A 23,459-nucleotide genomic window follows, 5' to 3' on the forward strand; every position below is an offset into this window, starting at 1 on the left:
GAACCGGCACAATTGCCAGGTGTAGTTACATCAGCGAAAGTCAATTCAAAAGAAGAACCACACTCGTCAGTAGCCGTAGCTTGAGCGAACTCAGGGGTAGCCGGACAAGAGATGGTTGAAGCAGCAGGTAATTCAGCGATAACCGGAGCGGTTACATCTTGTACATTAATAGTTTGAGAAGCCGTAGAAGCATTTCCACAAGCGTCAGTGGCAGTCCAAGTTCTGGTTACCGAGTAAGAACCGGCACAGTTGCCTGGAGTAGTTACATCGTTAAAAGTTAAAGTAACATTTGAATCACAATTGTCAGTAGCCGTAGCTTGAGCGAACTCAGGAGTAGCCGGACAGTTGATAGTTGAAGGTGCAGGTAACTGAGCAATAACAGGAGCTGTTACATCTTGAATGTTGATGGTTTGTGTGGCAGATGCAGCATTTCCACATTCGTCTGTTACTGTCCAAGTTCTAACTATGGTTTTGTTACTTGTACAAATATTCAACGGAGTCAAACAAACACTCTTGAAGTCTATACTACCATTAACATTGTCTTGCTTTCTTGAGTAAATAAACCAAGTTCCATTCATTGGACCGGTTAAGTTTTCAAAACTTGAAACATAGCCGTTAACTCCCGGAATTGTGTTTGTTGAAGTCAATCCTCCAAAAGGAGTAAAGTTTTGTGGAATGTCTTGAATTACAGCATTATTGTTATTCCACTGTGTATGTCCTGAACTGTTTGGATAGAAAACCGGTAAATACAATTCTTTATCATTTGGTGTTGGATCATCACAAGCACCACCTGAACAATAAGGTCCAACAAGAATAACAGCTTGTCCGCTAGGGGATACTAATGTGAACTCAGCTCTTCCTTTTCCTTGATTCGTTTCAAAAGCTAAGGCTACTTTTTGAATATCTTTAGCCGTTAAGTTATCAAATCCGCTTACGTTAAAGTAGAAAAAGTTTCCATTTCCTGCATTGATTGAACCTTCATTGTCATTGCCAAAACAATCTTTATCTGTGTAAGTAACAACAGGATTAGGATCACAAGCATCAAAAATATTAGTTACAGTTCCAACAGCTGCTGGATCTAGATCAACACTACAATTGGCCCCTGCATTTATGGTTAAGTTAGCAGGAGCAGTGAAGGTTGGAGCATTAATATCTTGAACATTGATAGTCTGAGAAGCCGTAGAAGTATTTCCACAAGCGTCAATAGCAGTCCAAGTTCTGGTTACCGAGTAAGAACCGGCACAGTTGCCCGGAGTAGTTACATCGTTAAAAGTTAAAGTAGCACCTGAACCACACTCGTCAGTAGCTGAAGCTTGAGCGAACTCAGGGGTAGCCGGACAGTTGATGGTTGAAGGCGCAGGAAGCGCTGCAAATACCGGAGCATTAACATCTTGAACATTGATAGTCTGAGAAGCCGTAGAAGCATTTCCACAAGCGTCAGTAGCAGTCCAAGTTCTGGTTACGGAGTAAGAACCGGCACAGTTGCCCGGAGTAGTTACATCGTTATAAGTTAAAGTGACATTAGGATCACAAGCGTCTTTGGCGTCGGTAGCTGCAAAAACCGGAGTGGCAGGACAACTGATAGTAGAAGTCGAAGGCAAGGCTTCAAAAACCGGAGCAGCAGTGTCTCTAATTGTAATTGTTTGAACCGCAGTTCCAACATTGTTACAGGCGTCAGTTACTCTGAAAGTTCGGGTAACTACTATTGGGCATGAGCCACTTTGTGTATCTTGATAAGTAATACCGGAAATAGCAGAAGCATCAACGAAGCTTCCACCGGCAGTATTGAAGGCCGAAATACTGATTGATGTTGGAGTAGTCGAAAAAGCAAACATACCTGAAGAGGCAATGCTATTCGTGTTACAACCTTCAATAGAAGCATTAGCCGGAGCAGTTACTACAGGGTTTGTGGCATCACCGCCACTGATGGTAACCGGTAGTGTTTTTTGACAACCATTAGCATCGGTAACAGTAACCGTGTAAGTGCCGGCAGTCAAACCTGTTAAATCTTGTGTGGAGGCACCATTCGACCAAGAATAGGTATATCCCGGTGTACCACCGGAAACACTTAAGTCAATTGAACCTGTTCCACCGCCACCGCAACTAACATTAACATGGGTTTCACTCAACATTAATTCAGAAGGGCTGACAATGTTTAATGTGTAAGTATTGGTTAATCCTTGAGAATCTGTGACTCTCAATTTAGCAGTATTATTGGTTGTAGTGTAAACGTGAATTGGATTCTCCAAAGTGGAATCGGTTGTTCCGTTATTGTCAAAGTCCCAAGCAAATGTGTAAGGTGCAATACCTCCATTTGTGGTAGAATCAAAATAAACGGTTGTGTTGTTTCCAACACGACAAGCTTTGTAAGTAAATTGAACCGCTAATGGTTTAGAGATAACTGTCATACCCGGCATTTCACATTGTGCAGAATTGTAGGTGCTACAATTATAAGATGGCAACTGAGTTGCGCTTCCTCCGGTTCTCCAAACAATTAAAATTCTTTCAAGAATTAATTCTTGTCCACAAGTCCATGTAAATGGCCCGAAAATTTGTCTTTGTCCAACCCCGGGAGCAATACTTCCTAAGTAAGCATTGATACCGGTTACGTTTCCATCAATCGACAAATCGGCAAATAGCCTACAGTTGTTAGGCGTATTGTTAGCATTCGACGTGTAGTTGAGCATCACATATACCTGTTGGGAATTACCAATAGTACATGTAGTATTACTCAACGGTTGTCCATTGACATTGGTTAAACTGAGGAAAACATCAGTTAACTCAAAATTGTTGGAATCACAATTGAACACATCAAGGTAGTAATTGGGTGAATTACCACACAATCTCAAATCGGGGAAATTTGATGTGAATTGTGAATACACATTACCAACGGTCATGAAAAGCGTCAGTAATAAAAATGTAATTTTTGATTTCATACAATTAAATTTAGTAGAATAAATTTGTGAAAAATTCGCATTTCGGGCTTGAAGTAAGTGTGTAGGCATATTGAGGTATATAATATTCTGGGTTATACTATCATGGGCTAAATTAGATAGTTTGCCACTTTACAACTTAATTTTGTCTACAAACAACTTGAAAACTCGATTAAATGTCACTTTTCTTTCATTTTTTTAGTTTTTGTCTAGTCTTTTGGGGTGTTTTTTTATTAAATTTTGACATAAGATTTAAGGTTTTTATTGGTTAATTTTTCAGTTTAATTATATTTTAACAGTTCGAAAGTAGTTTCTTTTTTTTTACCGACCAAAAAAAACATCGATAAAATGCATATTTTTACGGATAAAATGCATTTAAGATGTATTTTGTTAAGTTAAATATTACAAAAATATATTAACACAATATTGTTTATAACTAAAGTTGATTTTTAACATTTAATTCTGAAATATCATTTTTAATTATAAATGTGTAATTATCGGTCATTGGCCAAAAAGACGGTTTAAAATACATTGTTTTATTACAAATCTTAAATCTGTCTTATAATAATTCTTTTTAAAATTTAAATACCTTAAATTTAACCTTTATAAATGTTAGATTTTTGTTGCCTATGAAACAGTTATTCGTAATAAGACATGCTAAGTCAAGTTGGACTACTCCTTTGAATGATTTTGACCGACCGTTGAGCAACAGAGGTATTCACGATGCACATTTGGTTTCATCAAGTATTAAAAATGAGACACCAAACTCTTATTTGGTTTGGAGTAGTGCTGCTAAGCGGGCTTCTGAAACGGCAACAATTTTTGCACAAAACCTTTCCTTTCCTATTGATAATATTGAATTCAAAAAAGAATTGTATACTTTCGATGACAGAAAATTGGAACAAATTGTTAAGTCTTGTCCGGACAATTTCAATAATTTAATGGTTTTTGGGCACAATGAGGCCATTACAAATTTTGTCAATAAATTTGGCAACACCTTTATTGACAATGTACCAACGTCAGGTTTCGTTAAACTAACTTTTGAAGTAACAAGTTGGAATAACATTGTAAAAGGGCAAACCCAAAAAACAGTCTTCCCCAGAGATTTAAAATAAGATATGAGTACAGATAATGGTTATCGCTACATAGATAGAGAAAAGAGTTGGTTGGCTTTTAATGCCAGAGTATTACAAGAAGCAGCGGATGAATCGGTTCCATTGTTGGAACGCCTTAGGTTTATCGGTATTTTTTCAAACAATTTAGATGAGTTTTTCCGAGTGCGTTTCGCTGCCGTACGTCGTTTAAGCTTATCCGGTGTTTCCGGTGAAAAGATTTTAGGCGGAATTTCCGCTCAGCAACTGGTGAAAGATATTACCGAAATTGTTATCAAACAGCAGGCTGAAAGTTTGCGCGTATTGCGACTCATAGAAGAAGAATTAGTCAAACAAAACATTATCATCATCGATGAAACGGAAGTAACAGGCGAGCACGAAAACTTTGTCAAAGATTTTTTCATCCAAAAAATCAGCCCGGAGTTGGTGACCATCATCTTGAATGATTTGGCCGAATTCCCTCTTTTAAAAGATACTTCCGGTTATTTAGCCGTAAAATTGGTAATGAAAACGGAACAAAAAACTTCCATGTTAGGCTTGGTAAAGCCCAAACCGGAAATTCGGTACGCCGTAATCGAAATCCCGAAAAACACCAACCGTATTGTTGAGCTGCCTTCTAAAGACGGTAAGCAATACTTGATGTTGTTAGACGACGTCATTCGTTATAACCTCAGTAGTATTTTCAATATTTTTGACTACGAAAGTATTTCTGCACACATGATTAAAATTACCCGAGATGCCCAACTCGATATCGACAGTGACATGAGTAAGAGTATGCTCGAAAAAATTGCCACTTCGGTTAAAGACCGAAGAATAGGTGAGCCGGTGCGCTTTGTGTACGATCAATCTATCGGAAAAGATACTCTGAAATTCTTTTTAGATAAAATGGGAATTCACGCCACAGATGGTATTATTCCGGGCGGAAGGTACCATAATCGCCGCGATTATATGAACTTCCCCAATTTAGGTCGATACGATTTATTGTATCAACCTAAAACACCACTTCCGGTAGATGGTTTGTCACTGGACGGTAGTATTTTGAATCGAATTGCCCAGAAAGATTACTTAATTAACGCGCCATTTCAGTCTTTTTCCTATTTAATTAAGTTTTTGCGTGAAGCCGCTTTAGATCCAAAGGTAACCGCTATCAAAATTACATTATATCGTTTAGCTAAGAATTCGCAAATTGTAAGCTCTCTTATCAATGCCGCCAAAAACGGTAAGAAAGTGACAGTTCAAATCGAATTACAAGCTCGTTTTGACGAAGCGAGTAACATCTCTTATGCCGAACAAATGCAACAAGAAGGGATCGAGTTGATTTTTGGTATCAAAGGTCTTAAAGTGCACAGTAAAATATGTGTCATTGACAGAATGGAAGACGGAAAAATCAAGCGTTACGGCTTTATTTCTACCGGTAATTTTAACGAAACGACGGCTAAGATTTACACCGATTTAACGCTATTCACCAGTCACCAGCAAATCTTAAAAGACGTATCTAAGATTTTCGATTTCTTCGATGTTAATTATCGCATTCATCGTTACAAACATTTGATTGTTTCTCCTCATTATACGCGTTCTAAGTTTTACAAGCTCATTGATCGCGAAATAAACAACGCCATTGCAGGTCGTCCGGCTTACATGAATTTAAAGATGAACAGCCTTTCTGATACGGCTATGATAGACAAACTTTACGAAGCCAGTAATGCCGGAGTAAAGATTAAATTACAAGTCAGAGGCATTTGTTCGTTGATTCCGGGTGTGAAAGGGATGAGCGAAAATATCGAGGCTATTAGTATAGTAGATTATTTGTTAGAACACACCCGTTGTTATATTTTCTGCAACAACAACGAACCGGAAGTGTTTATTTCTTCGGCCGATTTTATGACCAGAAACTTAGACGGTCGGGTAGAAGTAACCTGTCCTATTTATGATGCCGACATCAAAAAACAAATTATTGATACTTTCAACGTAGGCTGGAAAGGAAACGTGAAAGCCCGCTACCATTCAGATAAATTTGACAACAAGTACCGAATTCGCAAAGAGGGCGAGCCTGTTTTCCGAGCCCAATTTGAAACCTATAATTATTACAGAGATCGTTTGGATTTTTGTGAAATACCCGCCAAAAACAAAATAATAAGTTAGAAATACGCATGATATCCATAAAAAAATATGCTGCTATCGACATTGGTTCCAATGCCATGAGATTGCTCATTACCAACATAGTAGAGCAGAAAGACAAAGAAACCCAATTCAATAAAAGTGCTTTGATACGAGTGCCGATTCGTTTAGGCCAAGATGCTTTTACCGTAGGCGAAATCTCCGAAGAAAACATCGGACGAATGGTGGATGCCATGAAAGCATTCAAATTGTTGATGAAAGTGTACAAGGTTGAAAAGTATAAAGCCTGTGCTACTTCTGCCATGCGCGAAGCCTATAACGGTAAAGAAGTTGCCGAAATTATCAAAGACCAATGTGAAATTGATATTGATATCATCGATGGTAAAATAGAAGCGACAATTATTGCGAGTTCCGACTTGCATTCGTTCTTAAAAACGGAACAAACCTATTTATATGTAGATGTTGGCGGTGGAAGTACCGAGTTTTCGCTGTTTTCCGATGGTAAAATGGTAGCATCTAAATCGTTTAAAATAGGTACTGTCCGCTTGCTTAATAATATGGTAACCGATATTGTTTGGGAAGAAATTGAAAAATGGATCAAAGCCCAAACCGAACCGTATGAAAATGTAATCCTAATCGGTTCCGGTGGTAACATCAATAAGCTATTCAAAATGTCGGGAAAAATGCAAGACAAACCTTTGTCCTATTTATACCTAAACGCACAATACCAATACTTAAGTTCACTGACCTACGAACAAAGAATTGCCGAATTGGCATTGAACACTGACCGTGCCGACGTAATCATACCGGCGACGCGAGTGTATTTAAATGCGATGAAATGGAGTGGTGCACGGCAGTTGTATGTGCCGAAGATTGGTTTAGCCGATGGTATTGTTAAAGCGATGTATCAGGGTACGATTTAAACATCCAAGTCGAACATTTTTTTCAACACCTCTAAATTTGGGTTGATTTCTGCCAAACGATTGTATTTGTCTTGGTTGGTAAATGCTTTTTTGACCACTAACGTTTCATTTACTTTAACCACAATCTGAATGTCGTGGTTGTGCAGTTTACCACGCAAATAGCCCAAAAGTTCCGGTCTTTCTTTTTCAAAGTCGATTTTCGAACTCTCATTCGGCAACTCGTGAATGATAGTTGTACCGTCTAAAATCGGATCGTTAATGGTTAATAAAGAAGCAACTATGCGGTAGCCTTTGTCTTCCATTCTTTGCGCATATTTCAACCATTGCTCCAACATTTCAGTCTCGGTAAACGGTTCGTTAGGTAAGTGTTGCACTTCTTTTACCACCGATTTTTGCGCTTCTGCCATTTCTTTTTTGGCTCGAATACTGGCTAGGGAAAGAGCGGAGACTTTAACAGTTGCGGGTTGCGGGTTGCGGGTTTCGGGTTTAGGTCCTGTTGCCGGTTGTATGTTGTGTGTTGTAGGTTGTTGGTTGATACTTAATGATACTTCATCAACTTTGTGCTCTTCATTTTGTACTTCGTACTTTGTACTTTGTACTTCTACGTTGTTGGTTGTCGGTAAGACAACTTTGTTTTCCTCACTTCGTACTTCCAACTTCGTGCTTTGTACTTCTGTAATGGAATAACTATTGTTGCGGTAATACGTGGGCGGAATTATGAAATCAGCTTTTTTTTTTCTCCATCAAAAGTGATAGAGGCAATTTGCATCAAGGTAAGTTCTACCAACAAGCGTTGGTTTTGTGAAGTTTTGTATTTCAAATCACAATCGTTAGCCAAATCAATGCCTTTCAGTAAAAAATCCTGATCGGTTTTTTGCGATTGCTGTTGGTATAACGCCTGAGCGGCTTCGCCCATTTCCATTAACGAATGAGTAGCGATGTTTTTAGCCACCAATAAATCTCTGAAATGAGAGGCCAGTCCGGAAATAAAATGATGACCGTCAAAACCTTTAGATAAAATATCGTTGTAAGCCAACAAGACTTCCGGAATTTTGTTCTCCAATAACAAATCGGTCATATTAATGTACGTCTCGTAATCCAGTACATTCAAATTTTCCGTTACCGCTTGACGCGTTAAATTAGTACCGCAAAACGAAACTACTCGGTCGAAAATTGACAAAGCATCACGCATGGCACCATCGGCTTTTTGCGCAATAATGTGCAAGGCATCGTCTTCAAATTGCACGCCCTGACTCGCTGCTACTTCTGCCAAATGTTCTTTAGCGTCTTTAACAGTGATGCGTTTGAAATCGAAAATCTGACAACGCGATAATATGGTTGGAATGATTTTGTGTTTTTCTGTCGTAGCCAAGATGAATATGGCATGTTTCGGAGGTTCTTCCAAAGTTTTCAAAAATGCATTGAAAGCAGCCGACGACAACATGTGCACCTCGTCGATGATATATACTTTGTATTGTCCGGTTTGTGGCGGGATTCTAACTTGGTCAATCAAATTCCTAATATCGTCAACCGAGTTGTTGGAAGCCGCATCGAGTTCAAATACATTAAAGGCAAAATCCTCATTCGGGTCATCGTAACCGGGTTGGTTAATTTTTCGGGCCAAGATACGGGCACAAGTCGTTTTACCTACACCACGCGGACCGGTAAATAATAGGGCAGAAGCCAAATGGTTGTTTTCTATGGCATTGAGTAACGTATTGGTAATAGCCTGTTGACCCACAACATCTTTAAACGTTTGCGGACGGTACTTACGGGCTGATACTACAAATTGTTCCATAGATTTTAATCGGATTACAAATATAGGTTTTGAAATATCAAATATCAAATTTTAAATATTAAATATGTCTAATATCTAAAATTTAATATCTAATATTCTACCTTTGCCTCGCAGACCGCCTTATCGCTCCAAGCAATTGGAGAGGAAAGTCCGGACACCACAGAGTAGCATAGCGGGTAACGCCCGTCCGTCGAAAGATGAGGACAAGTGCAACAGAAAGTATGTACAGGTAAGGCTGTAGTGAAACCAGGTAAACTCTATGCGGTGAAATTCCAAGTATATCGGCATTTAAGGGCTACTCGTCCGTTGTCGAAGGGTAGGAAGCTAGAACGCGTTGGCAACAACGAGTCCAGATAAATGATAAGGCTCCACCACATCAGTGGAGACAGAATCCGGCTTACAGGTCTGCTTTTTTTCAATGAAACCCAACTTTGATTTATCAAAGTGGTGTGTTGAATTGATCCCGATGCCAATCGGGATGTTATTAAAGGCAAAGTAGCTGAGTTTTCACGAGCACACCAATAGGTTTTCTTTCACCAGTTGTCCCGCTATACATTGCAATCTTTGTCCTGAAATAAGTTCAGTCCAAAGGATTTCCATTCCTATCGGGGCTAAGGTTCACTTATTGTAGTACTTTAGACTTCTTCTTCGTCGTCTTCGTCTTCTGTCTCGAATTCAAAAAAACTAAACACCGAACCGCCATAGTTTTTCTGGAAGGAATAATTCGGCGTGTGCTCTAAATTGGTGTACTTCGAATGTTCCACTACCAACATGCCTTCTTCGGCTAACAATTCGTTTTCAAAAATCAAGTTGATGATTTGTTCAAATTCTTGTTGAGACATACCGTAAGGCGGATCGGCAAAAATAAGGTCGTAGGTACCGCGGTGTTTTTCTAAAAACTTAAACACATCACTTTTAATCGCCGTAATATCGAAGTCGAATTCTTTAGCTGTTTTTTTGATGAAGTTTACACAACCCATATCGCCGTCTATACACAAAATAGGCGCGCTGCCACGAGAGGCGAATTCATAACTGATGCTGCCCGTTCCGGCAAAAAGTTCCAGAATTTGCAATTCCGAAAAATTGAAATGGTTGTTCAGCACATTAAACAAGGCTTCTTTACTCATATCGGTAGTTGGCCTAACCGGTAAGTTTTTGGGAGGCATGATTCGTCTGCCTTTGTATTTGCCCGAGATGATTCTCATGCGTGTAATAAGATAAAGTGTTCTCGGTTTTCAGCTTCGGTAAACGGGTTAATCACATTGCTGACATCCAATAAAGAAACGTTGCGAATGTATTGGTAAGCGATGTTGTAAAGCGCATCGTTTTCGGCTATTTTACCAAGCAATTCCAACGGAAAATGTTCCGGGTTCAACTGCAGTTGTTCGGCAGTAAATAGGATATAATAGATAAAGTCTTCCGGCGTTTTGTAATCGAAGGTATTGAACAACAACAATTGCTGGTTTTGCACTACTATAATTTCAAAATGACTGTCGCTCACATGCACAAACATTTTTCGGTCGTCGTTATTTTTCGATAATTCTAAAATTCGCTGAACCAATATCGTATGGGCGTGTTTGTAATCGAAGGTACCAAATTGGTCAATAAAGTAGTTGTTCATATTCACATACGGAATGTAAACGTTGTTCATTTCATAAGTCGGCAATTCGTCGAAAGCGAAAAAATCAGTTTCAAAAACCTTGGTGTTGAACTGTAAATAACTACCCAAATATTCTTCGTCAAATAAAGCCGTTGGCACAAAAGTCGATAAATTATTACTGTGTATGATGAGGATTTCGTCGTAACCGGCTTTCAATTCGGCATGATTTTGAAACGCCTCAGCAAACAAATCTTCTATCTTCGACAACACATTAACTTTACCCATAGTAATGGTTTTTAAAGCCAATGGTTTGTTGAGGATGGTATCAAAAACAGCAAACGACAAACCCGTCAGGGAAACCTGAATGGCCAACTTTCGGTAAGTTTTGTCGGTTATGCTGGTGTTTTGATACATTTTTTTCGATTAAAACGAACTCGGCAAACTTACTAAAATTAAATGATTGAAAAATTAAAGTATTAAAAGATTGTTACTTTTTAAATTATAAATCGCCTCCGTTTAAATTCTGTAAACTTCCTTGGTTAATCAACAATCATCAATCAAAATAAGTTATATTTGAGCCTCAAATCAGATTCTCTATCACCAATGACTACCGGCCAATTTTACAGTCTTTTACGCCAGCGTTTTCCGTTTCAGCCGACTGTAAAACAGGATATTTTTTTACAGCAAATCGCCGATTTTGTCACTAATAAAAACGAGCAACAGGTTTTTGTGCTGAAAGGTTACGCCGGAACAGGAAAAACCACGGTCATTTCTACTTTGGTCAACAACTTATTGGAAGTCAATAAGAAATATGTATTGTTGGCGCCAACCGGTCGCGCTGCGAAAGTCATTGCCAATTATTCGAACAAGCCGGCATTCACGATTCACAAGAAGATTTATTTTCCTAAAAAAGTCAAAGGCGGTTTGTCGTTTACCATGCAAACCAACAAGCACACCAACACCATTTTTATAGTCGATGAATCGTCTATGATCTCCGATGTGAACACTGAAGCCAAACTGTATGAAAATGGTTCGTTGCTCGACGATTTGATGTCATATGTGTACAATGGTAAAAATTGCAAAATGATATTGTTGGGTGATACCGCTCAGCTACCTCCGGTACAATTGGATGTTAGTCCGGCACTTGATACCGATTTACTCTCGATGCATTATCACAAAGAAGTGTTTTCGATTGAATTGGATGAAGTGATGCGCCAGGAGGAAAAATCGGGTATCTTATACAACGCTACTGAATTACGCGAAACTTTGAAAAGCGATTTTTTTGATGCGTTTCAGTTTCGAGTCAAAGGGTTTAAAGACATAGTTCGACTCACCGATGGCTACGACATACAAGACGCGATTCATTCGGCCTACAGCAATTACAGTATAGAAGACACTTGTTTTATAGTGCGTTCTAACAAAAGAGCCAACCAATACAACCAGCAAATTCGTTCCCGCATTTTGGATAAGGAAAGCGAACTGTCGGTAGGCGATTATTTGATGGTGGTGAAGAACAATTATTTTTGGCTCAAAGAAACCGATGAAGCCGGATTTATTGCCAATGGCGACATTGTGGAAGTGCTTGAAATTTTCGCTTTCAAAGAATTGTATGATTTCAAGTTTGCCAAAGTTAAGGTCAGAATGGTCGATTATCCGAATCAAATTCCATTTGAAACCATCGTTTTGTTGGATACCATTACCAGCGAATCACCGTCGCTAACTTACGAAGAAAGCAACAAACTTTACCAAGAAGTGATGAAAGATTACGAAGGCGAGCCGCAATACCGCAAATTTTTGAAAGTCAAAAACAACGAATATTTCAACGCGCTTCAAGTCAAGTTTTCCTATGCCATCACTTGCCACAAATCGCAAGGCGGCCAATGGAATACTGTTTTTATTGAACAACCGTATTTGCCCAACGGCATAGATGTAGATTACATTCGATGGTTGTACACCGCAGTTACTCGTGCCAAAGATAAGTTGTATTTGATTGGGTTTAAAGAGGATAGTTTTGAAGAATAGTAGCTGAGTGACTGAGCTCCTAAGTCGCTGAGTTCCTCAGTTTCTATGGAAAAGCTATGTAATTAATCTTTTAAAATACTCAGCCACTCAGCTACTCAAAATAAAAAAAACTCAGTACCTTAGCCACTCAGCAACTCAGCAACTCAAAATGAAAACCATCGCCGTTATTCCAGCCCGTTATGCTTCCACACGTTTTCCTGCCAAATTGATGCAGGACTTAGGAGGTAAAACCGTTATTCTTCGTACCTATGAAGCTGCCGTTAATACCGGTTTGTTCGACGATGTATTTGTGGTGACCGATTCGATTTTAATTTACGATGAAATCCTCAACCACGGCGGGAAAGCCATAATGAGCGTCAAAGAACACGAAAGTGGCAGCGACCGTATTGCTGAAGCAGTGGAGAATTTAGAAGTGGATATCGTGGTGAATGTGCAAGGCGATGAACCGTTCATCAACGCGGCACCATTAGCCAAAGTTATTGAAGTGTTCCGAAACGATTTCGATAAGAAAATCGACTTGGCTTCGCTGATGTTTGAAATTACGGATACCGAAGAAATCAACAATCCCAATAATGTAAAAGTAGTGACCGACCAAAGTGGTTTTGCGTTGTACTTTTCACGTTCGGTGATTCCGTATCCAAGAGAAACCAATGTGGGTGTTCGTTACATGAAACACGTTGGGATATATGCTTTCCGCAAAGAAGCCTTGATGGCGTTTTACCATTTACCAATGAAATCCTTAGAAGCTTCGGAAAAACTGGAACAATTGCGTTATTTGGAATTCGGCAAACGCATCAAAATGGTCGAAACAACTCATGTAGGCATCGGTATTGATACGCCGGAAGATTTGGAAAAAGCACGTAAAATGCTTTAATGGTCTTCATTGTCAATATCAAAATAGCCCTTGGATTTTACTTTCGTAGAAAAGAAATTCAGGAATAAAATCACAAACGACAAAAAGAACATGGCTTGTACTGAAGCCAAAAATTTACCAAAAGTGGTTATCGGATAATAATCGCCATACCCAATAGTGTTGGAAGTCATCAAGCTAAAATACAAAGCATCCGACCAATGGGCGAAAGGAACGTTAGTGTTTTGACCCAAACTGTAAAACACGCCGAACGCGACAATAACCTCCAAATAATTGAAAAACAACAACAGCATGGAGCGTTTATAAGACCTTGGACGCGCAAATAAATCGGAAGCAAAAATCAGCGTCGGAATGTATAAGATAGTCTCCAAAATCAGGTAAACCAATAGCCAAATCAAAATAGGATAGTCCAACCAACCATTGATTAAAATAACTAAAGGAAAAGCCACTTTCAGCAAAATGTAAATGTCCATCGCCAAATCTTTATAGGCGTATCCGATTTTGGAAGCAATGGTTTTTACATAAATTCCGGGAAACAACAATTGTGAGATGGAGAGAAATAAACGAAAAATTTTTTCAATACCGTTGTCGTCCTGATGGTCGTTGTTCCAAATGGCTCTGATGTTCAATATTCTACGTTGAATGGGGTTGTATTTGGGTTTAAAGTTTTGAGAAACTTTCCCAATCAACAGTTTTTTCAGGAAGCCCATCAGTGTAATTTTTTTATGGTGAATAATTCGTTATGGGTTTCAACTTTAGGATACATTCGCAATGAATAATTTCCGTTAAACTTGCTTTTATACTTCAAATTGCGTTCGCGATTACCATCATTAATCACCATCGTATTGAACAAAATAAAACCGTCTTTTCGCAACAAAAAGTTTACGCGATTGATAAAGAAATCTTCAAATAAAAAGTTCGGCATGGTAGTGTCTTGAAACACATCAATAATAATTAAATCGTAGGTTTCTTTGGTTTTCAGTACAAACTCAAAAGCATCATCGATTACAATATTTAAATTCGGAATTTCATTCAGTTTGAAATAGGTGTTGGCTACTTCAATCATCGCCGGATCAATTTCCACACCGGTAATATTCCCTTTGAATTTAATTTCTTCTACCAACGTTTTAATGACACTGCCGCCGGCCACGCCCAGCAAGAGTACATTATTAAACTTTCGGATTCTTTCAAAGCCAATGTATTTTAGTCCTTTGCGCAAAATGCGTTGTAAACTGCCGTAAGAGTAATTGGTGTTTTTACTGTCGATTACTAATTCACCATTGTTCCAGGTGACTTCAATCGTATTGCTAATTGAAGATTTTTTCTTGTGGATAATAATAGGAATAAAGTAGCTGAACAATTTGCGTAACATCCAAAAATATTTTGATCAAAAGTAATAGATAAACATTAAATTTACGCAAAATATTCCACATGAGAAAAAGGCTTTACGAATTTATTTTTTTCAGAATCATGGGGTGGAAACTCATCGGTACCATTTCGCCTGAAGTTAAAAAATGTGTATTGATGGTCATGCCGCATACCTGCAATTTCGATTTCTTTATCGGTTTGTTTTGTCGTGGTATCATTAATTTGGAAATGAATTTCGTGGGCAAAAAAGAACTGTTCACTTTTCCTTTTGGCTATTATTTCAGAAGTATCGGTGGCGCGCCTTTAGACCGCAGCGGTGGCAAGAATAATGTAGATGCTACGGTTGATGTCTTTAACTCCAGAGAAGTGTTCCGCATGGCCATCGCGCCCGAAGGTACTAGAAAAAAAGTAACCCAACTTCGAACCGGTTTTTATTTTATCGCTCACAAAGCAGGAGTACCAATTATTCCGGTAGCCTTTGATTATGGAAAAAAGAAGGTTAAAATCGGAGCGCCATTTACCACAACCGGCAATTATGAGGCAGACATGAAAATTATTTCAGTCCATTTTAAAGGAGTTCAAGGCCGATTTCCGGAAAAACAATTTAATTTTTAAAACCATCAGAAATCTTTTCTCGTAAATAGAGCATAATCAAAAAATCTATTTAAAATGAGAAAAACGTTGCTAACCGCGTCCTTATTGTCTGTTTTTTTATTTTCATGCTCAAACGACGACAATACCTCGAACAAACAACTTAAATTATTTACCACCAGTAATACCACAGGAAAAGTTTCGGTCACCGATTTGTCTCTGGCTTCACCTATGACGTATTCTTTCTCTGTAGCATCTGCCGATGCTGATGGTGCTTATTATTTCGGCGACAGCGATGAATTTATCTTGGCATCACGTTCTAACAACAAAATAGAGTTGTACGATGGTATTGCAACAACAATCATGAATAATGCCAATACTTTGCCACTAACGTTTTCAAGTACTTCTGATTTTAATAATGCTCGTGAAATTGCTGTTTCGGGCGACAAGGTTGTCGTAACTCAAGATCAGAATGCTGCAAACAACAATACCAATAAATTATTGGTGTATCAAAAAACTGCTACCGGATTCCAATTGTTAAACAGTTATACTGTGGATTTTAAAGTTTGGGGAATCCATTTAGAGGGAACTACACTTTATGCTGTAGCAGATTTAACTTCTGATGTCGTGGTGTTTAATGATTTTTTTGCAAACGCCAACGGTGCCATTTCACCAAGCAAAAGAGTTGCTGTTGAAGGCTTGGTAAGAACTCACGGGATTACTTATGCTCGAAGAGGTGATACTATGGTTTTGACCGATGTTGGTTTAGCATCTTCTGATTCCGACGGTGGAGTAATTGTAATTAAAAATTTCTCCACAGTTTTAGCCAATACTGCTAATATGGGAACTATTGCTACAGCCAACCAACTTCGTATCTACGGATCTGCTACTATGTTAGGCAATCCGTTGGATGTGGCTTATGATAGTTCGACTAAGAAGATTTATGTTGCCGAGCGTTTGTTTGGCGGTGGTAAAGTATTGACTTTCGATTTGCCGACAGCTAATGTAAACGCAGCACCGGTTGCTTCCCGTGATGAAGCCGGTGTAAGCAGTGTATTTTTGTTAAGAGAATAATGTTTTTATATAATTTGGTTTTAAAACCTCCGATGCTTTGGCGTTGGAGGTTTTTTTGTTTGGTTCGCCGAAGCGCAGGCTTTTTAGTTAAATTTGTGTCATGGATTATGAAGCATTACATCAAAAATACCAAGAACGCAGTATAGGCGGAAGATACTTGACGCTCAATCATATCGAGCCGCTTTTAAGTCGTTACCAAACTGCTGTAGTAGGGCAGTCTGTGTTGGGCAAACCCATTTACCAACTTCTATTAGGTAGTGGTAAAACGAAAATCTTCATGTGGTCGCAAATGCACGGCAACGAGAGCACTACCACCAAAGCGTTATTTGATTTTATCCATTTTCTGCACTCAGATACACCTGAAAGTCAGGCTATGTTGAATTCCTTTACTTTTTGCTTGTTGCCGATGGTAAATCCCGATGGTGCAGCAGCGTATACTCGGGAAAATGCGAATGGTGTCGATTTGAATCGAGATGCTCAAAATTTAACCCAACCGGAAAGTGTGGTATTGCGCCAAGTGTTTGAAACCTTTCAGCCGCATTATGCCTATAATTTACATGATCAGCGAACCATTTTTGGAGCAGGTGAGAGCGGTTTTCCGGCAACAGTTTCTTTTTTGGCACCGGCTTTTAATGACAATCGCGATATGAATGAAACGCGAATCAAAGCCATAGATGTCATTGTAGCGATGAATACTAGTTTGCAACAACTGATTCCCAATCAGGTTGGTCGTTTTGATGATGGTTTTAATCTCAATTGTATAGGCGATACTTTTCAGAGTCTGAATGTGCCCACTATTTTATTTGAAGCTGGTCATTTTCAAAACGATTACGAAAGAGAGCAAACCCGAAAATTTATTTTTACAGCGTTATTGTCCGGAATTAACTATTTGAACGAAAACGATGTAGTTGGCAATAAAATCGATGATTATTTAAAAATTCCGCAAAATAAAGTGGTTTTTTATGATTTTGTTTATAAAAATGTCAAGATAAATTATGATGGTAACGAAAAAATTATCAATTTTGCAGCACAATACAAGGAAGTACTGAAGGATAATAAAGTCGAATTCGAAGCTCGTATTGCTCAAATTGACCATTTGGAAAATCACTTTGGTCATGTTATGCTAGACGCTTGCGGTGAACAATATCAAGACGATGAAAATGGATTTCCGAATATTGAGCAAAAAGCGAATTTTTCTTTAGGAAAAAATATCAAAATTGTTAATGGTTTGATAAATAATTAGCAATTGACTTTTTTTATTAGAAAAAATGTATTTTTTTTGTGCCGTTATTTTAATAAACCAATAGATAAGTTTTATGAGTAAGTTTCGTTTAGATGAAGTAGACCACCAAATTTTGGACATGTTGATTGACAACACCAGAATCCCTTTCACTGATATCGCTAAGAAATTATTAATTTCTGCCGGTACTGTTCACGTTAGAGTGAAAAAAATGGAAGATTCCGGAATAATTATGGGTTCGTCATTGTCTTTAGACTATGAAAAATTAGGTTATTCGTTTATCGCTTACGTTGGAGTATTTTTGAACAATACTTCACAAACCAAGTTCGTTTTAGAAAGAATCAACGAAATTCCGTATGTGACTGTAGCTCACGTTACTACAGGTAAATTTAATATCTTCTGTAAAATTAGAGCGAAAGATACCAAACACGCTAAAGATGTAATCTTCATGATCGACGACATCGAAGGCGTTTACAGAACTGAAACCATGATTTCGTTAGAGGAAAGTATCAACGATAAAAAACGTTTGATGCACACTATCTTTCAAGAGTTAGACTAGTCTTATCTCAAAATATATTTAAAACCTCAAGTGAAAGCTTGAGGTTTTTTTATTAATTTAAGCCAAAATTACCGGCCATGTACACTTTACCGAAAATTGAACGTTTCAACCAAAATGTATTGTCTAAATACCATATTTACAACAGTGTGTTTATCACCTTGCCGTTTGACGCTATTGACAATACGGGGGTTTTGTTGCCTTTGTTTTCCGAGGTTTGCGACAACGGGTTCAAAAACCACTGGTCGCCCAAACAAATTGTAGACTTCTTTGCTGAAAAATATTTAGACAAAGCATCCGAATCGGAGAAAATCGATTTGATGTTCCGGTTCATCCAATACGTGGAACGCCAAGTGGTTTTATTCGATGCCATTGAAGACGCGGCTTTTCCGATAGTGAATAATATGGAAGGACGTGGTTCGTTGCGCGACATCAAAGAGAAAACGGAAGCCAAAGACAAACGAAAAGAACTGATTTCGTTTCTGGAAACCTTCAATGTACGAACAGTTTTAACTGCACATCCGACTCAATTTTATCCGGGTTCGGTACTCGGAATCATCACCGATTTGACAGAAGCCATTCGCGTAAACGATTTGATTAAAATCAAACAATTATTGGCGCAATTGGGTAAAACGCCTTTTATCAAAAAAGAAAAGCCAACGCCGTTCGACGAAGCGATAAGCTTACTTTGGTACCTGGAAAATGTGTTTTACCAAACCATAGGCGACATGATGCAATATCTTCAGAAAAATTTATTCGAAGGCAATTTGATTGAAAATCCTATAGTGAATTTGGGTTTTTGGCCCGGTGGCGACCGCGACGGCAATCCGTTTGTTACGCCTGAAATTACCGAGAAAGTCGCCAAAAGATTGCGCACTTCCATACTCAAATGCTATTATTTCGACATCCGAAATTTAAAACGCAAACTCACTTTTAACGAAGTCGATGCTATTATTGCCAATTTGGAATACAAGCTTTATCGTTCGGTGTTCTATTCTCAAGGGGAAATTTTTATCAGTTTGGAAGAATTGATTAACGAACTCACTATTGTGAAGAATATTGTGGTCGAAAAACACCAATCATTGTATTTGGACGACATCAATTTATTGTTACAAAAGATTACCCAATTCGGTTTCCATTTTGCTTCCTTGGACATTCGACAAAACAGTAAAGTCCACACTAAGGTTTTTACTGATATTATCGCTTTATTAAAAAGAGAGAAATCGGTTGGCTTTCCGGAAGATTTTGACCAAATGACCGAAGTCGAAAAAATGGCAGTGGTTTCGCATTTGAAATTCGACCTGTCGCAGCATTTCTTCGAAAACGAAATGACGCGCACTACTTTAGAAACCATCAAGTTGATGCGGGAAATCCAAACTGATAACGGTGAGAAAGGCTGTAATCGATACATCATCAGCAACAATGAAAGTGCGCTGAACGTTATCGAGACCTTTGCCATGTTTCGCTTAATGAATTGGGAAAATCCAGCGGTTGATATAGTGCCGTTATTTGAATCGGTTGATGATTTGCAAAACGCGCATACGATTATGGAACAATTGTATCGAAATAGCGTGTATCGCCAGCATTTGCAGGAACGCAAAAGCAAACAAATCGTGATGCTCGGCTTTTCCGACGGTACCAAAGACGGCGGTTATTTAATGGCCAACTGGAGTATTTTTAAAGCCAAAGAAAGGATTACCCAAGTGTCTCGTGAGTACGGCATCAAAGTGATTTTCTTCGATGGCCGCGGCGGACCACCGGCTCGTGGCGGCGGCAAAACCCATAAGTTTTATGCTTCGTTGGGTTCTACTATTGAAAATCAAGAAATTCAACTCACAGTGCAAGGGCAAACCATCAGTTCTAATTTCGGGACTTTGGATTCTTGTCGCTATAATTTGGAAAATTTGTTGAGTGCCGGCGTCGCCAATCAGATTTTTAACGAAAACGAAAACGATTTGTCGGATGCCGAAAAAGCGATTATTGATAGTTTGTCGCAAATAGCCTACGACAAGTACGTCGATTTTAAAAACCATCCGAAGTTTATCCCGTACCTCGAACAAATGAGTACGCTAAAGTATTATTCGAAAACCAATATCGGTAGCCGACCGTCCAAACGCAATACGGATGAGCAATTGGATTTTGCCGATTTACGCGCCATCCCTTTTGTGAGTTCTTGGAGTCAGTTGAAGCAAAATGTACCCGGATTTTTTGGCGTTGGTACGGCCTTAAAATATTTTGAAACCGCTAACCGTTGGGAAGAAGTGCAAGCCTTGTATCACAATTCGCTTTTCTTTAGGACTTTGTTAGAAAACAGTATGATGTCGCTGGCCAAAAGTAATTTTTCGCTAACCGCTTACATGAAAGACGATGCTGAGTTTGGTGGTTTTTGGCAGATTATATACGATGAGTTTTTGGAAACCAAACGCTTGTTATTAAAAATTGCCGGTCATAACGAATTGATGCAAAACTATCCCGACGGTAAAGCCTCCATCGTGATGCGAGAGCAAATAGTATTGCCGTTGTTGACGATACAACAATACGCTTCGACACAAATCCATCAGTTGAAAAACCACCCGGAAGTTGACGAACAGTTAATCCGTATTTATGAAAAATTAGTAACGCGCTCGTTATTTGGCAATACCAATGCGAGTCGTAATTCCGCTTAAAATCTATGAAAAAAACACAATTGAATGCCGATGAGTATGCCGACTTTTACGCTACTTACATCAACACCGTAACCGAAGAATATACTTTGACCGAAGAATTGGAAATCTCTGTCCATCGCTTGGTGAAGTTTGTCCGCGAAATTCCGATGGACAAATTTGACTATCGCTACGCTGAAGGCAAATGGACGATTAAAGATATCTTGCAACACTTAATTGATGCCGAGCGTATTTTTGCTTACCGTGCTTTGCGTTTTGCCCGAAACGATAAAACCGAATTGCCGGGTTTTGAGGAGAATGATTATGTAGATGAAGCTAGAGCCAACAGCCGCAGTATTCAAGATTTATTGACGGAATTGTTAGTGGTTCGACAAGCTACATTAACCTTGTTCAAAACATTCAATGTGGAAGAATTGTTGCGCAAAGGAATTGCCTCCAACAAGCCAATGTCGGTGCGTGCTTTAGGATTTACCATCATTGGACATCAAAACCACCATCAACGCGTGTTTGAGGAAAGATATTTGTAATTACGAATTACGAATTATTCAGCAAAAAATGTGTAGCTATAAAAAAACTCCCGATTTCAATTAGAAATTGGGAGTTTTACTTTGTATATCGTACATCAAATTACGTACTTATTGTTTATTCTTCGTCGTCGTCTTCAAAGTTATCTGAATCGGCAAAGTCGTCCTCGTCAGCATCATCATCGTCATCATCGTCGGAACCGCCTTTGTCTTTTAACGGATCAATCTCCACATCGTCATCATCCGAAGGCAAATCGTCGTCGTCCAAATCCAAACCTTTAATAGGTTCGATAGGTTCTACTACAGCATCGATGTCTTCTTCTTCATCAAATTTCTCCATTCGACTAGCTAATTTGGTACTCACTTTCACTAAGTAAATGGTGTCTTCTGTACGAACTTCAACGGCTTCTACCAATTCGTTTTGGGCATTTCTAAAGCGAATGATATCGGTGTCGTCATAGCCTTCAGGGAATTTTTCCACCAATAGGTTCAGAATGTCTCCGGTGAGTTTAGCATAATCTACAATAATTCTTCTCATAAAAAAATCTTTTATAAATCCAGTAAGTAAGCAAAAATTAATGGTGCAACAATAGTGGCATCCGATTCGATAATAAATTTGGGGGTATGTATGTCAAGTTTGCCCCAAGTGATTTTTTCATTAGGGACAGCTCCCGAATAGGAACCGTAACTTGTAGTTGAATCTGAAATTTGACAGAAGTAGCTCCAAAACGGAACGTCGTGCATTTCCATATCTTGGTATAACATCGGTACTACACAAATAGGGAAGTCGCCCGCAATTCCACCACCAATTTGGAAGAATCCAACGCCTTTTCCGCTACTGTTATTGGTGTACCAATCGGCTAACCACATCATGTATTCAATACCGCTTTTCATTGTGGTTGGTTTGAAAGTGCCTTTAATACAGTAAGAAGCAAAAATGTTCCCCATGGTACTGTCTTCCCAACCCGGAACTACAATCGGTAGGTTTTTCTCGGCAGCAGCTACCATCCATGAATCTTTAGGGTCAATTTCGTAGTACTGTTGTAATACACCGGAATTGATCATTTGATACATGAATTCGTGCGGGAAATAACGCTCGCCTTTAGAATCGGCATTGTGCCAAATGTCGTATAAGTGCGATTGCAATCTGCGGAAAGCTTCTTCTTCAGGAATACAGGTGTCGGTTACACGGTTATAGTGGTTTTCCAACAAATCCCATTCCTCTTGTGGCGATAAGTCACGGTAGTTAGGCACTCTTTTATAAGAATTGTGCGCTACCAAGTTCATGATGTCTTCTTCTAAGTTGGCACCGGTACAAGAAATGATATGTACTTTATCTTGACGGATCATTTCTGCTAATGATTTTCCTAACTCGGCTGTACTCATAGCGCCGGCTAAAGTAATCATCATTTTTCCATTTTCCAGTAGGTGCTCTTCGTAGCCTTTGGCAGCATCAACTAAAGCTGCGGCATTGAAGTGAAGGTAGTTTTTCTCTATGAACTGACTGATAGGTCCTTTACTCATGGTGATTTGTTGTTTGTAGTTGATGGTTCAAAGAAAACTCTTTTTTTTAAACCATCAAACTCTTTTTAAAAAATTATTATAAATAAAAACTGATTTTTTATTGAATGTTTATTGGTCGTAACCCAAGATTCTCAAGACATCTTCCGAGCTTTGTTGTTCCGAAAATACTTCGGTGGCCAAGATACCGTTTTCATCTCTGTCGATTAAGATGTGTTTGGGTTGCGGAATCAAACAGTGGTGCAATCCGCCAAATCCTCCGATGGTTTCCTGATACGCTCCGGTATTGAAGAAACCGATATACAACGGTTTTTCCTTGTTGTATTTGGGTAAGTATACGGCGTTCATGTGTTGCTCGGAGTTGTAATAATCGTCGCTGTCGCAAGTCATTCCGCCCAATAATACCCTTTCGTAAGTGTCGTTCCAACGGTTTACAGCCAGCATTACAAATCGTTTGTTGATGGCCCAAGTATCCGGCAAAGTGGTAATGAAAGAGGAATCAATCATGTTCCAGTTTTCACGGTCGTTTTGTTTCTTTTGGTACA

At 38.8% G+C, this 23,459-nt stretch carries 20 protein-coding genes, 1 other RNA gene and 1 pseudogene; 12 read left to right on the forward strand and 10 right to left on the reverse strand.

Annotation, left to right across the window (positions count from 1 at the left end; translation table 11 throughout):
• A partial coding sequence (locus Q0M21_RS00385; protein WP_295333121.1) for a VCBS domain-containing protein occupies positions 1-2,936 on the reverse strand: 2,936 nt, incomplete at its 3' end.
• 626 nt (positions 2,937-3,562) lie between these two features.
• Between Q0M21_RS00385 and Q0M21_RS00390 the strand changes: the two genes are divergently transcribed.
• The 3 genes from Q0M21_RS00390 to Q0M21_RS00400 are packed head-to-tail and all read left to right on the forward strand — an operon-like array spanning position 3,563 to position 7,086.
• Positions 3,563-4,048: a histidine phosphatase family protein gene (locus Q0M21_RS00390; RefSeq protein ID WP_295333123.1), complete on the forward strand. Its 486-nt coding sequence runs from the start codon at positions 3,563-3,565 to the stop codon at positions 4,046-4,048.
• A gap of 3 nt (positions 4,049-4,051) precedes the next feature.
• Entirely contained in the window at positions 4,052-6,187 is a 2,136-nt protein-coding gene (gene ppk1, locus Q0M21_RS00395; RefSeq protein WP_295333125.1) for a polyphosphate kinase 1, read from the forward strand.
• A gap of 8 nt (positions 6,188-6,195) precedes the next feature.
• Positions 6,196-7,086, forward strand: a complete 891-nt coding sequence (locus Q0M21_RS00400; RefSeq protein ID WP_295333127.1) for an exopolyphosphatase — start codon at positions 6,196-6,198, stop codon at positions 7,084-7,086.
• On the opposite strand, the gene Q0M21_RS00405 is transcribed toward Q0M21_RS00400, so the two are convergent.
• Both Q0M21_RS00405 and dnaX read right to left on the reverse strand, forming a co-directional pair.
• Entirely contained in the window at positions 7,083-7,742 is a 660-nt protein-coding gene (locus Q0M21_RS00405) for a DNA polymerase III subunit gamma/tau (RefSeq protein WP_295333130.1), read from the reverse strand. The two genes, Q0M21_RS00400 and Q0M21_RS00405, sit on opposite strands and share 4 nt — an antisense overlap.
• Positions 7,743-7,801: 59 nt before the next feature.
• On the reverse strand, positions 7,802-8,884 hold the full coding sequence (gene dnaX / locus Q0M21_RS00410; RefSeq protein ID WP_295333132.1) for a DNA polymerase III subunit gamma/tau: 1,083 nt from the start codon (positions 8,882-8,884) through the stop codon (positions 7,802-7,804).
• A gap of 107 nt (positions 8,885-8,991) precedes the next feature.
• Here dnaX and rnpB point away from each other — a divergent pair.
• Positions 8,992-9,300: RNase P RNA component class A (gene rnpB, locus Q0M21_RS00415), an RNA gene on the forward strand.
• A gap of 219 nt (positions 9,301-9,519) precedes the next feature.
• Here the strand turns inward: rnpB and rsmD are convergent.
• Positions 9,520-10,089 (reverse strand): 16S rRNA (guanine(966)-N(2))-methyltransferase RsmD, encoded by a 570-nt coding sequence (gene rsmD / locus Q0M21_RS00420; protein ID WP_295333134.1) that lies wholly within the window; start codon positions 10,087-10,089, stop codon positions 9,520-9,522.
• Complete coding sequence (locus Q0M21_RS00425; protein WP_295333136.1) at positions 10,086-10,898, reverse strand: DUF3822 family protein; 813 nt, start codon at positions 10,896-10,898, stop codon at positions 10,086-10,088. Before Q0M21_RS00425 ends, rsmD begins: the two co-directional genes overlap by 4 nt.
• 189 nt (positions 10,899-11,087) lie before the next feature.
• Here Q0M21_RS00425 and Q0M21_RS00430 point away from each other — a divergent pair, with 189 nt between their 5' ends.
• Entirely contained in the window at positions 11,088-12,506 is a 1,419-nt protein-coding gene (locus Q0M21_RS00430; RefSeq protein WP_295333160.1) for an ATP-dependent RecD-like DNA helicase, read from the forward strand.
• 148 nt (positions 12,507-12,654) lie between these two features.
• Positions 12,655-13,380: a 3-deoxy-manno-octulosonate cytidylyltransferase gene (kdsB, locus tag Q0M21_RS00435; protein WP_295333138.1), complete on the forward strand. Its 726-nt coding sequence runs from the start codon at positions 12,655-12,657 to the stop codon at positions 13,378-13,380.
• Here kdsB and Q0M21_RS00440 read toward each other — a convergent pair.
• Both Q0M21_RS00440 and Q0M21_RS00445 read right to left on the reverse strand, forming a co-directional pair.
• Positions 13,377-14,087: a potassium channel family protein gene (locus Q0M21_RS00440; protein WP_295333140.1), complete on the reverse strand. Its 711-nt coding sequence runs from the start codon at positions 14,085-14,087 to the stop codon at positions 13,377-13,379. The two genes, kdsB and Q0M21_RS00440, sit on opposite strands and share 4 nt — an antisense overlap.
• Positions 14,087-14,749 (reverse strand): spermidine synthase, encoded by a 663-nt coding sequence (locus Q0M21_RS00445; RefSeq protein ID WP_295333142.1) that lies wholly within the window; start codon positions 14,747-14,749, stop codon positions 14,087-14,089. The genes Q0M21_RS00440 and Q0M21_RS00445 overlap by 1 nt, the downstream gene beginning before the upstream one ends.
• A 59-nt stretch (positions 14,750-14,808) precedes the next feature.
• On the opposite strand from Q0M21_RS00445, the gene Q0M21_RS00450 reads away from it, so the two are divergent.
• From Q0M21_RS00450 to Q0M21_RS00475, 6 genes are all read left to right on the forward strand, one after another.
• Positions 14,809-15,360, forward strand: coding sequence for a 1-acyl-sn-glycerol-3-phosphate acyltransferase (locus Q0M21_RS00450; protein WP_295333144.1), 552 nt, complete (start codon positions 14,809-14,811; stop codon positions 15,358-15,360).
• A 54-nt stretch (positions 15,361-15,414) separates the two neighbouring features.
• Positions 15,415-16,410 carry a hypothetical protein gene (locus Q0M21_RS00455; RefSeq protein ID WP_295333147.1) on the forward strand — a complete coding sequence of 332 codons (996 nt, stop codon included), beginning with the start codon at positions 15,415-15,417 and terminating at the stop codon, positions 16,408-16,410.
• Positions 16,411-16,510: 100 nt separating this feature from the next.
• A complete protein-coding gene (locus tag Q0M21_RS00460; protein ID WP_295333149.1) occupies positions 16,511-17,653 on the forward strand; it encodes a M14 metallopeptidase family protein in 1,143 nt (380 codons plus the stop codon).
• Between the two features lie 73 nt (positions 17,654-17,726).
• Positions 17,727-18,209 (forward strand): winged helix-turn-helix transcriptional regulator, encoded by a 483-nt coding sequence (locus Q0M21_RS00465; RefSeq protein ID WP_121313528.1) that lies wholly within the window; start codon positions 17,727-17,729, stop codon positions 18,207-18,209.
• A gap of 77 nt (positions 18,210-18,286) precedes the next feature.
• Positions 18,287-20,872: a phosphoenolpyruvate carboxylase gene (locus Q0M21_RS00470; protein ID WP_295333152.1), complete on the forward strand. Its 2,586-nt coding sequence runs from the start codon at positions 18,287-18,289 to the stop codon at positions 20,870-20,872.
• A 5-nt stretch (positions 20,873-20,877) separates the two neighbouring features.
• Positions 20,878-21,396 (forward strand): DinB family protein, encoded by a 519-nt coding sequence (locus tag Q0M21_RS00475; RefSeq protein ID WP_295333154.1) that lies wholly within the window; start codon positions 20,878-20,880, stop codon positions 21,394-21,396.
• Between the two features lie 115 nt (positions 21,397-21,511).
• Here the strand turns inward: Q0M21_RS00475 and Q0M21_RS00480 are convergent, their stop codons facing one another.
• The 3 genes and pseudogenes from Q0M21_RS00480 to Q0M21_RS00490 all read right to left on the reverse strand — a co-directional run.
• Positions 21,512-21,931, reverse strand: a complete 420-nt coding sequence (locus Q0M21_RS00480) for a DNA primase (protein ID WP_290874296.1) — start codon at positions 21,929-21,931, stop codon at positions 21,512-21,514.
• Positions 21,932-21,942: 11 nt separating this feature from the next.
• Positions 21,943-22,917 (reverse strand): deoxyhypusine synthase family protein, encoded by a 975-nt coding sequence (locus Q0M21_RS00485; protein ID WP_295333157.1) that lies wholly within the window; start codon positions 22,915-22,917, stop codon positions 21,943-21,945.
• A gap of 108 nt (positions 22,918-23,025) precedes the next feature.
• Positions 23,026-23,459, reverse strand: a pseudogene (locus Q0M21_RS00490) (arginine decarboxylase); the annotation flags it as partial.

The organism is Flavobacterium sp., assembly GCF_024710485.1.
Classification (GTDB): Bacteria; Bacteroidota; Bacteroidia; order Flavobacteriales; family Flavobacteriaceae; genus Flavobacterium.

What these genes read in the sequence shown, in the direction of transcription:
- Q0M21_RS00470 (WP_295333152.1), top strand. Translation starts at nt 18,287, where the DNA reads ATGTACACTTTACCGAAAATTGAACGTTTCAACCAAAATGTATTGTCT.
- Q0M21_RS00455 (WP_295333147.1), top strand. Translation starts at nt 15,415, where the DNA reads ATGAGAAAAACGTTGCTAACCGCGTCCTTATTGTCTGTTTTTTTATTT.
- Q0M21_RS00390 (WP_295333123.1), top strand. Translation starts at nt 3,563, where the DNA reads ATGAAACAGTTATTCGTAATAAGACATGCTAAGTCAAGTTGGACTACT.
- Q0M21_RS00475 (WP_295333154.1), top strand. Translation starts at nt 20,878, where the DNA reads ATGAAAAAAACACAATTGAATGCCGATGAGTATGCCGACTTTTACGCT.
- Q0M21_RS00430 (WP_295333160.1), top strand. Translation starts at nt 11,088, where the DNA reads ATGACTACCGGCCAATTTTACAGTCTTTTACGCCAGCGTTTTCCGTTT.
- ppk1 (WP_295333125.1), top strand. Translation starts at nt 4,052, where the DNA reads ATGAGTACAGATAATGGTTATCGCTACATAGATAGAGAAAAGAGTTGG.
- Q0M21_RS00480 (WP_290874296.1), bottom strand. Translation starts at nt 21,931, where the DNA reads ATGAGAAGAATTATTGTAGATTATGCTAAACTCACCGGAGACATTCTG.
- Q0M21_RS00450 (WP_295333144.1), top strand. Translation starts at nt 14,809, where the DNA reads ATGAGAAAAAGGCTTTACGAATTTATTTTTTTCAGAATCATGGGGTGG.
- Q0M21_RS00400 (WP_295333127.1), top strand. Translation starts at nt 6,196, where the DNA reads ATGATATCCATAAAAAAATATGCTGCTATCGACATTGGTTCCAATGCC.
- Q0M21_RS00445 (WP_295333142.1), bottom strand. Translation starts at nt 14,749, where the DNA reads ATGTTACGCAAATTGTTCAGCTACTTTATTCCTATTATTATCCACAAG.
- Q0M21_RS00460 (WP_295333149.1), top strand. Translation starts at nt 16,511, where the DNA reads ATGGATTATGAAGCATTACATCAAAAATACCAAGAACGCAGTATAGGC.
- Q0M21_RS00485 (WP_295333157.1), bottom strand. Translation starts at nt 22,917, where the DNA reads ATGAGTAAAGGACCTATCAGTCAGTTCATAGAGAAAAACTACCTTCAC.
- Q0M21_RS00465 (WP_121313528.1), top strand. Translation starts at nt 17,727, where the DNA reads ATGAGTAAGTTTCGTTTAGATGAAGTAGACCACCAAATTTTGGACATG.
- rsmD (WP_295333134.1), bottom strand. Translation starts at nt 10,089, where the DNA reads ATGAGAATCATCTCGGGCAAATACAAAGGCAGACGAATCATGCCTCCC.
- dnaX (WP_295333132.1), bottom strand. Translation starts at nt 8,884, where the DNA reads ATGGAACAATTTGTAGTATCAGCCCGTAAGTACCGTCCGCAAACGTTT.
- kdsB (WP_295333138.1), top strand. Translation starts at nt 12,655, where the DNA reads ATGAAAACCATCGCCGTTATTCCAGCCCGTTATGCTTCCACACGTTTT.
- Q0M21_RS00425 (WP_295333136.1), bottom strand. Translation starts at nt 10,898, where the DNA reads ATGTATCAAAACACCAGCATAACCGACAAAACTTACCGAAAGTTGGCC.
- Q0M21_RS00440 (WP_295333140.1), bottom strand. Translation starts at nt 14,087, where the DNA reads ATGGGCTTCCTGAAAAAACTGTTGATTGGGAAAGTTTCTCAAAACTTT.